The following is an 11,736-nucleotide window of genomic DNA, read 5'->3' on the forward strand; positions in this document are numbered from 1 at the left end:
GAGGATAGATGGTAAAAAAGAATCTATCTAAATGGAGGGTATGTTTGTGAAAAAAATGGCAGTATATTGTGGCGCCAGTCTGGGGAATGAGCCAATCTATCAGCAAGCTGCAGTAGCGTTAGCCGCTTGGATGAAAGAAAATCACTATGATCTAGTTTATGGCGGTGGCAATGTTGGTCTAATGGGTACGGTGGCTGACACGCTTTTAGCAGAAGGTGGAGAGGTAATTGGTGTCATGCCCACTTTTTTAATGGAGCGGGAGATTGCACATAATGGCATTACAAAGATGCATACAGTCAGTGATATGCATGCGCGTAAGAAAAAGATGATTGAATTGGCAGATGTGTATTTAGCTTTACCCGGTGGTCCCGGCACGCTAGAAGAAATTAGCGAGGTGATCTCTTGGGGCCGAGTCGGTGAACATATGAATCCTTGTATTTTATACAACGTGAATGGTTACTATGATTTATTAGCTGCTTTTTTTGATAAAATGGTAGAAACTAATTTCTTAACAGCGGCGGATCGAGCTAAAATTTTCATTTCAGATTCCTTAGAAGAAATTGGTGCATTTATTGATTCCTATGAACCGCCAATGATTCGTCAATACAAAAAATAAAAAAAGAGGCAGTCACTCTAACCAGAATGACTGCCTCTTTTTTACTAGTTTTTCGTTAGAATCCGATGTAAGAACTCTTTTGTCCGAGCTTCTTTTGGATGGACAAAAATATCTTCAGCGGTCCCTTCTTCGGCAATGACACCTTTATCCATGAAAATAACACGATCGGATACGTCCCGCGCAAATTCCATTTCATGTGTTACAATCACCATTGTTAGCCCTGTATGGGCAAGATTTTTCATCGTTTTTAGCACTTCGCCAACCATTTCAGGATCCAATGCAGAAGTTGGTTCATCGAAAAGTAAAACATCTGGATCCATTGATAATGCTCGAGCAATGGCTACCCGTTGCTTTTGTCCACCAGACAATTGAGCAGGTTTGGCATCAATAAAACGAGCCATGCCAACTTTTTCTAAATTTTCTAAGGCAATTTTTTTGGCTTCTTCTTTGTTTCTTTTTAGGACAGTCATCTGACCAGAAGTACAGTTTTCTAAGACATTCATGTTATTAAATAAATTGAATGATTGGAAAACCATGCCTAAATGGGTCCGATATTTGGGCAAACTATAACCACGTTCTAAAACATTTTTACCATTATAGATGATTTTGCCATCTGTTGGTTTTTCTAACAAATTAATACAACGTAGTAACGTTGATTTACCAGAACCAGAAGAACCGATAATGGTGACAACTTCTCCTTTATTGACGTTCATATTGATATCTTTTAATACTTCGTTTTCGCCAAAGCTTTTTCGTAAATGTTCAATTTCAATAATTGCACTCATCTGTTTGCCTCCTAGCTTTCTTTTCCTTCTTCAGTTAATTCTTCTACTTTAACGTAAGCAGAAGGGCCATCCATTTTACGTTCCACAACACGTAAGATTCGTGTAATCACAAAAGTCATTACCAAGTACATGATGCCGACAATTGTAAAGGTTTGGAAGAACTGGAAGTTTGCGCCAGAAGCAGCATTCCCTTGGAAGAATAAATCTGCAACACCGATAACACTTAACACGGCCGTATCTTTGATATTAATGACAAATTCATTCCCTGTTGCAGGTAAAATATTACGTAATACTTGGGGAATAACGACTTTACGCATTGTTTGTCCATGGGTCATCCCAATCGCTTGTGCTGCCTCGAATTGTCCTTTATCTACTGCGAAAATACCTCCGCGAACAATTTCAGACATATAGGCACCAGTATTCACAGAAACGATAAATAATGCGGCCACTGTTCGGTCTAAAGAGATGCCAAAAGCTAGAGCTAAACCATAGAAAATAACCATTGCTTGAACCATCATTGGTGTACCACGGAAAACTTCAATATAAATAGAAAGAATTAAATTTCCTAATTTTTGGAAGAGACGAGCGACTGGGTTTTCAGAATCTGGAATTGTACGGAAGACACCAATTAGTAAACCAAGGGTTGTTCCGACAACTGTCCCAATTAACGCGATAAATAGCGTTAAACCAGCACCACGTAAAAACATGTCGCCATATTGATTCCAAATATTTTTGAAATCGTTAATAAGTCCTGTTTTTTGTTCATCACTATCTGTTGCTGCAGGTTGATCCTTGATTGCTTGGTCCATAATTTTTGTCCGTTCATCTTGAGAAATACCTGCTAAAATTTTGTTTACTTTTTCAATGTCTGGATCGCCTTTACGCATGCCGACTGCTACTTGCGAGTCTTCAGCGCTAGCATCAAAGCCATTTTCTTTTGGAAATTCTAACATTTTTAATTCTTTATTGACACTAGTTGCTGTTATGCCTTCGGGGCGTTCACTAACATACCCATCAATCATGCCAGAAGCAAGTGCTGTTCGCATAGCTGAAAAGTTATCCATTGCTTGCTGTTTATTGACATTTGGAATTTGATCAATTAATCCGTAGTGGAATGTATTTAGTTGAGCTGTAATTTTAGCATCAGCTAAATCTTTCAAGCTTTTTGCATTAGCGTATTTGCCATCTTTTTTTACAATTACGACAAATTGTGATTCATAATAAGGGTTTGTAAAAGCAATTTCTTTTTTTCGTTCAGCGGTTGGGCTCATTCCGGCGATAATGGCATCAATTTTTCCAGATTGTAAGGCGGGCGCCAAGCCATCCCATTTGGTTTGGACGATTACTAATTTACGACCTAAACCATCGGCAATTTTTTTAGAAATTTGAACATCATAGCCGCCTGCATAAGAGTTGCCTTGAATAGGCACTGCGACATGTGCGTCATTTTTCTGTGACCAGTTAAAAGGGGCGTAGCCAGCTTCCATGCCGACACGAAATTCACCATTTTCCTCCGCCGAAGCGTTGGTTGTCATGCCAAGTAACGAAAATAGCGTGACAAGTAGTAGACTGAATGAAAAAACTTTTTTGTTCATCTTTTTCTCTCCTTTAAATTTCTTGTCTGATTGATCGTTTTGTCTTTTTTCAATCAACAAGCTTTGATAATCAGCTGAGCAAAAGCGATTCTGTCTTTTTAAAGGAGAATACTTCTGTCACAACCTATTTTTGAATACAAAAAAACAACCAAACAGATGTAAGGTTGCTAGGTAATGTCGAAAAAAATTCCTCAACGAAACATAGCACAACTTAGCATCACTACTAAGACAGTCCGCAAGCTCTTAACTTACGTCCCAACACACAACAGAAGAGGCTCCGTTATGCATTTCGGCGATTGATCCTAAACTTGCTTCCCAGTGTCCTCTCACTCCACAAGCGTAATAAAAACCGCGACCTCTACCTCTTTTTTGAGGCACTATTCAGTTATTAAATTCAGTTATTAATTTTAGGATAAATCCAGAAGAAAGTCAATATGTTCCAGCAAAGGAATTTATCAAGAGGACACAAACACCATGAAATTAGCGTAACATTTTCCCTACGAAATAGAAACTAATACGAAAAAAGCAACCATTCCTAAAGGAACAGTTGCTTTTTACTTAAGCTTTGACAGCTTTTGGTTCACGACCTAAAATAGCTTGAAGAACAGTCAATACACCTAAAGAAGCTAAAATTGTATAAATTAGACTTGAGTAAGTTAAGATACCGAAATCCCAAGTTTTGTAAACTAATAAAACAATTGCTAAGGCGATAATAGCGATAACGTTGAAGAACGCAAAAGCCCAAAGATTTCCGTTTTCTTTACGAGAAAGATAAAAAACAGAGAACCAAATGCTTAAAACGCCCCAAGCGATGCAGGCAATAATTGCAGCCCAATAAATAATAAATGCGACCATTGTTGTTTCACCTCACTTTTACTCATGCATATTTTACCACGAGTTGAGAAATTTGTCACAAACTCTTTCAAGATAAATCAATATATAGGTAAGAAGTTTTCAAAAAGTGGAAAAACTTTTGGTGCTAATGTTAAAATACGTTATAATATAGAAGATTAGGAGCTGAATCGATATGCAAGATATCACGCAAGCCGAGGCAATTCATTGGTTGGCAACCCAACAAAAAATCACATTTTTAACAGGTGCGGGTATCTCGACAGCCTCAGGTGTGCCAGATTATCGTTCCTTAAAAGGTGTCTATCAAGGAATCCAGCAACCGGAATACTTATTGAGCCGGACTTGCTTAAAAACAGAGCCAGAAAAGTTTTATCAATTCGTTAAAACGCTCTATCATCCAGACGCACAACCTAATATCATTCACCAGAAAATGGCCCAATTAGAGCAAATGAAACGGGGAAAAATTGTTTCACAAAATATTGATGGGCTTCATCGAAAAGCAGGTAGCCAAGAAGTGGTGGACTTTCATGGTAATTTATATGAATGTTATTGCCAAACTTGTGGTGCAACGGTTCCTTGGAAAGACTATTTGCTTAGTGATCGGCACGCTGATTGTCATGGACAAATCCGTCCAGCTATTACTTTGTATGAAGAAGGACTATCCGAAGAGGCAATTGAAAAAGCCATTCAGGCCGTTGCTTCTGCCGACTTAATCGTGATTGTCGGCACGAGTTTTCAAGTGCATCCATTTTGCGATTTGATTCATTATAAACAACCAACGGCAACTATTTTAGCCATTAATCAAACGCCGCTATTTTTACAACAACCTTATTATTTTTTAGAAGCGAAAGCCGAAACGATATTTGCAGAATTAACGATAAAGGAGTAACGGAATGGAAGAATTTAAATCAGAAAAAGAAAAAATGATCGCAGGTGCACTATATTTTGCCTCAGATCCTGAATTAGTGGCTGATCGCAAAAAAGCCCGTGAACAAATGGCGTTAATTAACCAACAACCAGACACTTATATTCGTCGTCAATTAATAGAAGAAACGTTTGGAAAAGTGGGTGTCGGGACGTACATCGAACCGATGATTCAATTTGATTATGGCTACAACATTTCTGTGGGAAAAAATTTCTATGCCAATTTTAATAACGTTTTTTTAGATGTTTGTCCAATCGAAATTGGCGATAACTGTATGTTTGGACCCAATGTGCAACTTTATACAGCCGAGCATCCATTACAAGCGGCCAAGCGTAATAGCGGAATGGAATCAGGGAAACGAATTATCATTGGCAACAATGTTTGGATTGGCGGTGGAGCGATTGTCCTTCCTGGCGTAACATTAGGCGATAATGTAGTGGTGGCAGCAGGTGCTGTTGTGACCAAATCGTTTCCAGAAAACTGTGTGATCGCAGGTAATCCAGCACGGATAATTAAAGAATTGACTGAAGATGACGCCCCAACAACTTCTTTAGAACAACAACGAGCAAAGATTAACCAAATCGATAAGGAACTGGTCCGTTTATTAGAACAGCGGATGGACGTCGTCGCAGAGATTGCTGCAGTGAAAAAGAAAGCAGGTCATGCGGTTTTTGATTCTGAAAGAGAACAACAAGTATTAGAAACTATTCTGAATCATGTTGAAAATGCCGAGTATGAAGAAACATTATCTGAGACTTTCCAGGGAATTATGGACGCCTCTAAACGTTTCCAAGAAAAACATTTAGGAGAGTGAGGCGAAGGTCGTGGATGGAGAAATCAGAAGAAGAGAGATTGTTAAAAGATTAAGAGAGACCGAAAAGCCAATTAGTGCCACTCGTTTTGCAAAAGCTTTTGATGTCAGCAGACAAATTATTGTAGGAGATGTCGCTCTATTACGGGCGACAGGGGTCGAAATTGTCGCAACAGCTCGAGGGTATATGTTGGAACAACCTTTAGAAGGAATTGAACGGAAAATTGCTTGTCAACATACACCTGAACAAACGAGAGAAGAATTGTCAGTCATTGTTGCCAAAGGTGGAGAAGTGGTAGATGTGAGTATTGCACATCCGCTTTATGGGGAATTAATCGGCAGTTTGCGCATTCAATCAGAGAAAGATATTGATAAATTTATGGACAAGTATCAAAAAGAGCATGCTACATTACTATCAGTTTTAACAGGAGGCGTCCATCTGCATACTATTCGCTGTGCAGACGAAGAAACTTTCCAAGAAATCAAAGAGGCACTTCGAAAAAAAAGTATTTTGTTTGAAGGATAACGAGAAAAAGAGAGGACGTTGATGTTTGTTCAAGCCCTTTCTTTTTTTTCTTAGAAAATTACCAAAAAAAGATAGAAGAATTTGTAAATTTTCTTCTATTTTTTTAACTTTTTGCTAGAAATTTTTTATGAAACAGTATACTATTAAAAAAGGAGCCATTTAAACAATAACTATGTCAATTATATATGTTGGTACATAAAAATAAATGGAGAAAAATAAAAAAGGAGAATGAGTATGAAAAAACAATTTGCCCTGTTCTCTACCTTATTACTTTTAGGTTCATCAATGCCAGTAGGTGCATTTGCAGAAGGTAATAACTTGGTAGCTGAAAATAGTTCTGTTGCAGAAACAACCGCAGAAGCAACAACTGCTGAAGACACTGAAACGACAGCAACTAGTGAAACAACAGAAGCGACAGAAGAATCAACAACTGAAACAGAAAGTTCAACCGAATCAAGTGAATCTACAACCACGGAGTCCACGGAAACGTCAGGAACCGAAACGACAGATTCCACAACGGATTCAACATCCACAAGTACGACAGAATCGACTACTGACTCCACCTCAACGAGTACAACAGAGTCAACCACAGATTCTACGTCAACAAGTACAACTGAATCAAGTACCACGCCGACGACCACACCAAGTTCTTCTAAAGAACAGCCAAAACCTGGCACGAGTACTTCTGAATCAAAACAGCCGGCGAAACCAGTGACACCAACAGCGCCAGCTGAAAAACCAGTAGAACAACCAGCAGCGTCAACACCGCAGCCCGAAATAGTCCCACCAGTTACAAATGAAACGGTTGGGTTAGTGGAAGACGATGAGACGTTTACGGTCAGCAAAACGAAGAAGACAGAAGAGTTTATTCAAGAAATCGGGGAATCTGCTCGGAAAGTGGCCAAGGACAAAAACTTATATGCTAGTGTGATGATTGCTCAAGCAATTTTAGAAAGTGGCAGCGGCAATAGTAAATTAAGCCAGAAACCAAACTACAATTTGTTTGGTATTAAAGGCGATTACAAAGGTCAATCTGTTTCTTTTATTACCTATGAAGACAATGGTTTCGGTAACCTATACACAGTAGAAGCAAAATTCCGTCAATATCCAACGTATAAAGAATCAATGGAAGATTATGCGAAATTATTGAAAAATGGTTTAGATTCCAATAAAGATTTCTATCATGGTGTCTGGAAAACGGAAGCCAAATCATACAAAGAAGCGACACGTTTCCTAACAGGAAAATACGCAACGGACAAAGATTACCATAAGAAATTAAATGCGTTAATTAAAACATACGATTTAACTTATTATGATAAAGAAAAAGCAACCGTTGAACCAATGGAATCAAATTTCCCAGCCTATAATGGCAAAAACTATGACACCTTTAATAGTTATGCTTGGGGCAACTGTACACAATATATCTACAACCGTATTACGCAATTAGGTAAACGTGTGGACTTAACAATGGGGAATGGTCAAGATTGGGGCGAAACAGGTCGTGCACGCGGGTACAAAGTAAGTCGTACACCAAAAGCAGGTGCAGCGGTTTCCTTCCCAGCTGGCGTTTTAGGCGCAGACAATACTTATGGTCATGTCGCATTTGTGGAAAAAGTCTTTAAAGATGGTAGCATCTTAATTTCTGAAATGAACGTGAAGGGATTAAACGTTGTTTCGACACGTACAATCTCAGCTGATGAAACACATTTAATGAACTATATCGTTCCAAAAGATAAATAAAAAAATCAGCTCTTTGTCAATAAGAACGGATGAGTTGGAAAAATCAAAGCTAGCACTGAAGAAGCAATTTTAATTCTTCAGTGCTAGCTTTTTTTGTGGCAAAAGTTCTCTCCAATAAAGTTTAATACATTCAGTTATTGCCAGGAGGCTTGAGGTCGGGATGAGTTAGCAACAGTCGCTGATAGCTATATTTTTTTTAGGTAGAATTATTTACTTTTAGGTGGAAGATGTCTTATAATTGTAAGCGGATACAAAAATAAAAAAAGAGGTGGGTAAATGAGTAAAAAAGAAATAAATCAAGTAGTTGCCAGTAGCTATCAATTGTATATTAATGGAGAGTGGACAACAGGTAGTGGTAACAAAATGATTGCTAGTTACAATCCTAGTAATGGTGAAAAATTAGCAGAATTTGTAGATGCCACAAATGCAGATGTGGATCGAGCTGTAGAAGCAGCTCAAGAAGCGTTTCAGACATGGAAAGATGTTGACGTTGTAACAAGAAGCAATCTTTTATTGAAAATTGCTGATTTGATTGAAGAAAATCAAGAACATTTGGCTATGGTGGAGACTTTAGATAATGGAAAACCGCTTCGGGAAACGCAATCGATTGATGTCCCTGCCAGTGCAGACCATTTTCGGTATTTTGCTAGTGTGATTCGTGGAGAAGAAGGATCTGTCAAAGAATTTGATAAGGATACGTTATCCATTGTTGTGAAAGAACCCATCGGTGTTGTGGGTCAAATTATTCCGTGGAATTTCCCCTTATTAATGGGTGCTTGGAAATTAGCACCAGCGTTGGCAGCAGGTAACACGGTTGTGATTCATCCGTCCTCGAGCACATCATTAAGTCTGTTGGAATTGTTTAAAATTTTTGATCAAGTCTTGCCGAAAGGAGTAGTGAATTTAATCACCGGTCGTGGTTCTGATTCAGGAAATTATATGTTGGCACATCCAGGGTTTGATAAGCTAGCTTTTACAGGCTCAACAGAGGTGGGGTACACTGTCGCTAAAGCGGCGGCCGACCGCCTAATTCCAGCCACTTTAGAACTTGGCGGAAAATCAGCCAACATTATTTTTGAAGATGCCAATTGGGAACGTGCATTAGAAGGCGTGCAGTTAGGGATTTTATTCAATCAAGGGCAAGTTTGTTGTGCTGGGTCTCGTGTGTTCGTTCAGTCAGGTATTTATGATCAATTTGTAGAAGCTTTAAAGGAAAAGTTTGAACAAGTGAACGTTGGTTTCCCGTGGGAAAAAGATGTTGAAATGGGCGCTCAGATCAATGAGCATCAATTGGAAGAAATTTTAAAATATGTCGAAATTGGTGTGAAGGAAGGAGCTACACTGATTACTGGTGGGCAACGTTTAACAGAAAATGGGCTAGACAAGGGGGCGTTTTTAGCACCTACGTTATTAGCGAATGGTACGAATACAATGTGTGTGGCCCAAGAAGAAATCTTTGGTCCTGTTGCAACAGTGATTAAATTTGAAACGGAAGAAGAAGTCATTCGTTTAGCTAATGATTCTGAATATGGTCTAGGTGGTGCGGTCTTTTCTCAAGATATCAATGTGGCATTACGGGTTGCTCGTGGTGTACGGACAGGTCGGATGTGGGTCAACACATACAATCAATTGCCTGCGGGCGCGCCATTTGGCGGTTATAAAAAATCAGGAATTGGTCGAGAAACGCATAAATCAATGCTAGATGCTTATACGCAAATGAAAAATATTTACATTGTGACAAAAGAAGAAGCAGATGGACTGTATTAAGTAGTGTAGTGAATTTTAGATAACAAACTTATTTTTGGTTATTGTTATTTTTCGAGCTAAACAAAACAATAATTTTTTTTAAAAGTTGAGTGATGAGTAAAGTAAAACAGATTAAAAGTAAAGCCTGGTGCAAAAATCACTTTGGATTTTTGTACCAGGCTTTAAAGCGGAGTAACAATAGTGTTCACTCTTGGTTGTTTTTAATTTTCGACTATTATAGAAGGAGTTACTTTGCTTCTTCTGCTTCAAATTTAGCAAAAGCTGTTTCAATAACTTCTTTTAATGCAGAAGCAGAAGCTTCCATTTTTTCTTGTTCAGCATCTGTTAATGGAATTTCAATGACTTGTTTAACTCCTTGGCGGTTGATGATCGCTGGTGCACCGATATAAATATCGTTTTGACCATATTCACCTTCTAAATAAACAGATAATGGTAACACAGAGTTTTCATCGTTTAGGATAGCTTTAGTGATACGCGCTAGTGCAACCGCGATTCCATAGAAAGTAGCTCCTTTTTTCTCGATGATTGTGTAAGCAGCGTCGCGTACGTTGAAGAATAAATTAACCATTGCTTCTTCATCGACGTCAGGATTATTTTTCACCCATTCGTAAATTTGTAAGCCAGCGACATTCGCATGTGACCAAACTGGGAATTCTGTATCTCCGTGTTCCCCTAAGATGTAGGCATGGACATTTCGTGCATCAACATCAACTAATTCGGCAATTGCTTGACGGAAACGAGCAGAATCTAGTGAAGTTCCTGAACCGATTACTCGTTCTTTCGGGAAGCCAGAGAATTTCCAAGTTGAATAAGTCAAAATGTCGACTGGGTTTGCGGCAACTAAGAAGATACCGTTGAAACCAGAATCAACAATTGTTGTAACGATTTCTTTATTAATTTTCAAGTTTTTATGAACTAAGTCTAAACGAGTTTCGCCTGGTTTTTGAGGCGCACCAGCTGTTAAGACAACTAAGTCTGCATCATGGCAATCGTCATAAGTAGCAGCATAGATTTTTTTAGGAGAAGTAAATGCTAATGCGTGAGATAAGTCCAACGCGTCTCCTTCAGTTTTTGGTACATTAATATCAATAATCCCAACTTCTTGAGCAATATTCTGAGTTACTAAAGCAAAGGCATAGCTAGAACCTACGGCACCGTCCCCGACTAAAATTACTTTTTGGTGATCTTTATTCCCTGCGGCTGCAGTCATGTGTACCATTCCTTCCTCTACATTCTTTTTCGTGAGCAACGAGTTTTTATTTCCTGTTGCTAAAGTGATAGTAACATGGTTTGTAAAAAATGTCACGAACTTTGATTGTAAAAATGATACAGTTTTCAGACCTGTTTCAAAATGGTAGCTCTTACATGTGCGTAATTTCACTATCTTGCGCATATTTAAATTTCTAAAAAATTTTTTTACATCTTTCTTAATCTTCAAAGACTGCGAGTTTTTTTATTTCTATGGTATAATGAATAAAACTGGGTAGCGCATACGCTTCCCAGCCATTTTGTGTTGGCAAGCTTATAATCCAAGGAGAATGAAAGATGAAAGTAATCGTAGGACTGGGAAATCCCGGTAGTAAATACAAAGAAACAAAACACAACATTGGCTTTATTACGCTAGATGAAATTGCGTATCGGCAAAATGTTTCGTTTAATAATAGTAATTTTGAAGCAGATATTGCAGAGTTTTTTATAGGGACTGAGAAAGTATTGTTAGTGAAACCATTAACATTTATGAATGAATCAGGTCGCTCTGTTGGGCCGCTGTTGACCTACTTTGGGGTAGATGAGGAAGACTTGATTGTTATTTATGATGACTTAGACTTAGAGGTCGGTAAAATTCGTTTACGGCAAAAAGGTAGTGCTGGCGGCCACAATGGGATAAAAAGTCTGATTGCCCATTTAGGAACTAATGTCTTTCCTAGAATTAAAATTGGCATTGGTCGGCCCTCAAAAAATGATACAGTTATCCACCATGTACTAAGTACTTTTCCCAAAGAAACACACGAAGAGATGTTACTTGCTGTAAAAAAAGCAGCCGATGCCGCTTTATATGCATGCGAAGGACATACGTTTGTTGAAACAATGAATCAATTTAATGGAAAATAGCAGAAAG

Annotated in this window: 11 protein-coding genes and 1 riboswitch; of the genes, 7 read left to right on the top strand and 4 right to left on the bottom strand. The window is 38.4% G+C overall.

The features are described from left to right. Positions 1-31: 31 nt before the first annotated feature. A complete protein-coding gene (locus tag IGI97_RS00955; protein ID WP_002394583.1) occupies positions 32-616 on the top strand; it encodes a TIGR00730 family Rossman fold protein in 585 nt (194 codons plus the stop codon). Positions 617-660: 44 nt separating this feature from the next. On the opposite strand, the gene IGI97_RS00960 is transcribed toward IGI97_RS00955, so the two are convergent. The 3 genes from IGI97_RS00960 to IGI97_RS00970 form a co-directional block, all read right to left on the bottom strand. Further along, on the bottom strand, positions 661-1,401 hold the full coding sequence (locus IGI97_RS00960; RefSeq protein ID WP_002356242.1) for an amino acid ABC transporter ATP-binding protein: 741 nt from the start codon (positions 1,399-1,401) through the stop codon (positions 661-663). 11 nt (positions 1,402-1,412) lie between these two features. Further along, complete coding sequence (locus tag IGI97_RS00965; RefSeq protein WP_438737808.1) at positions 1,413-2,996, bottom strand: ABC transporter substrate-binding protein/permease; 1,584 nt, start codon at positions 2,994-2,996, stop codon at positions 1,413-1,415. A gap of 194 nt (positions 2,997-3,190) precedes the next feature. Further along, positions 3,191-3,365: riboswitch (Lysine riboswitch) on the bottom strand. A 189-nt stretch (positions 3,366-3,554) separates the two neighbouring features. Next, a complete protein-coding gene (locus IGI97_RS00970) occupies positions 3,555-3,851 on the bottom strand; it encodes a hypothetical protein (protein WP_002356244.1) in 297 nt (98 codons plus the stop codon). Positions 3,852-4,023: 172 nt separating this feature from the next. On the opposite strand from IGI97_RS00970, the gene IGI97_RS00975 reads away from it, so the two are divergent. The 5 genes from IGI97_RS00975 (at position 4,024) to IGI97_RS00995 (ending at position 9,617) form a co-directional block, all read left to right on the top strand. Continuing rightward, on the top strand, positions 4,024-4,737 hold the full coding sequence (locus IGI97_RS00975) for an NAD-dependent protein deacylase (RefSeq protein ID WP_010818124.1): 714 nt from the start codon (positions 4,024-4,026) through the stop codon (positions 4,735-4,737). A gap of 4 nt (positions 4,738-4,741) precedes the next feature. Further along, complete coding sequence (locus IGI97_RS00980) at positions 4,742-5,587, top strand: chorismate mutase (RefSeq protein WP_002363448.1); 846 nt, start codon at positions 4,742-4,744, stop codon at positions 5,585-5,587. Between the two features lie 10 nt (positions 5,588-5,597). After that, a complete protein-coding gene (locus IGI97_RS00985; RefSeq protein ID WP_002356248.1) occupies positions 5,598-6,110 on the top strand; it encodes a transcription repressor NadR in 513 nt (170 codons plus the stop codon). 228 nt (positions 6,111-6,338) lie between these two features. Continuing rightward, the gene (locus IGI97_RS00990; protein ID WP_438737810.1) at positions 6,339-7,850 is read left to right on the top strand and encodes a glucosaminidase domain-containing protein; all 1,512 of its coding nucleotides are present in this window, start codon (positions 6,339-6,341) and stop codon (positions 7,848-7,850) included. Positions 7,851-8,126: 276 nt separating this feature from the next. Beyond that, positions 8,127-9,617 carry an aldehyde dehydrogenase family protein gene (locus IGI97_RS00995; RefSeq protein WP_002361555.1) on the top strand — a complete coding sequence of 497 codons (1,491 nt, stop codon included), beginning with the start codon at positions 8,127-8,129 and terminating at the stop codon, positions 9,615-9,617. Positions 9,618-9,843: 226 nt separating this feature from the next. Here IGI97_RS00995 and IGI97_RS01000 read toward each other — a convergent pair whose 3' ends face one another. Continuing rightward, positions 9,844-10,827 (bottom strand): L-lactate dehydrogenase, encoded by a 984-nt coding sequence (locus tag IGI97_RS01000; RefSeq protein WP_002356251.1) that lies wholly within the window; start codon positions 10,825-10,827, stop codon positions 9,844-9,846. 335 nt (positions 10,828-11,162) lie between these two features. On the opposite strand from IGI97_RS01000, the gene pth reads away from it, so the two are divergent. Further along, complete coding sequence (pth, locus tag IGI97_RS01005; RefSeq protein ID WP_002361556.1) at positions 11,163-11,729, top strand: aminoacyl-tRNA hydrolase; 567 nt, start codon at positions 11,163-11,165, stop codon at positions 11,727-11,729. The last annotated feature ends 7 nt before the right edge of the window (positions 11,730-11,736 follow it).

Origin of the sequence: Enterococcus sp. DIV2419 (assembly GCF_051711865.1) — a bacterium.
Lineage (GTDB): Bacteria > Bacillota > Bacilli > Lactobacillales > Enterococcaceae > Enterococcus > Enterococcus faecalis.

Excerpts from the sequence above, each read along its gene's own strand:
- IGI97_RS00955 (WP_002394583.1), top strand. The coding sequence starts at position 32 with ATGGAGGGTATGTTTGTGAAAAAAATGGCAGTATATTGTGGCGCCAGT.
- IGI97_RS00960 (WP_002356242.1), bottom strand. The coding sequence starts at position 1,401 with ATGAGTGCAATTATTGAAATTGAACATTTACGAAAAAGCTTTGGCGAA.
- IGI97_RS00965 (WP_438737808.1), bottom strand. The coding sequence starts at position 2,996 with ATGAACAAAAAAGTTTTTTCATTCAGTCTACTACTTGTCACGCTATTT.
- IGI97_RS00970 (WP_002356244.1), bottom strand. The coding sequence starts at position 3,851 with ATGGTCGCATTTATTATTTATTGGGCTGCAATTATTGCCTGCATCGCT.
- IGI97_RS00975 (WP_010818124.1), top strand. The coding sequence starts at position 4,024 with ATGCAAGATATCACGCAAGCCGAGGCAATTCATTGGTTGGCAACCCAA.
- IGI97_RS00980 (WP_002363448.1), top strand. The coding sequence starts at position 4,742 with ATGGAAGAATTTAAATCAGAAAAAGAAAAAATGATCGCAGGTGCACTA.
- IGI97_RS00990 (WP_438737810.1), top strand. The coding sequence starts at position 6,339 with ATGAGTATGAAAAAACAATTTGCCCTGTTCTCTACCTTATTACTTTTA.
- IGI97_RS00995 (WP_002361555.1), top strand. The coding sequence starts at position 8,127 with ATGAGTAAAAAAGAAATAAATCAAGTAGTTGCCAGTAGCTATCAATTG.
- IGI97_RS01000 (WP_002356251.1), bottom strand. The coding sequence starts at position 10,827 with ATGACTGCAGCCGCAGGGAATAAAGATCACCAAAAAGTAATTTTAGTC.
- pth (WP_002361556.1), top strand. The coding sequence starts at position 11,163 with ATGAAAGTAATCGTAGGACTGGGAAATCCCGGTAGTAAATACAAAGAA.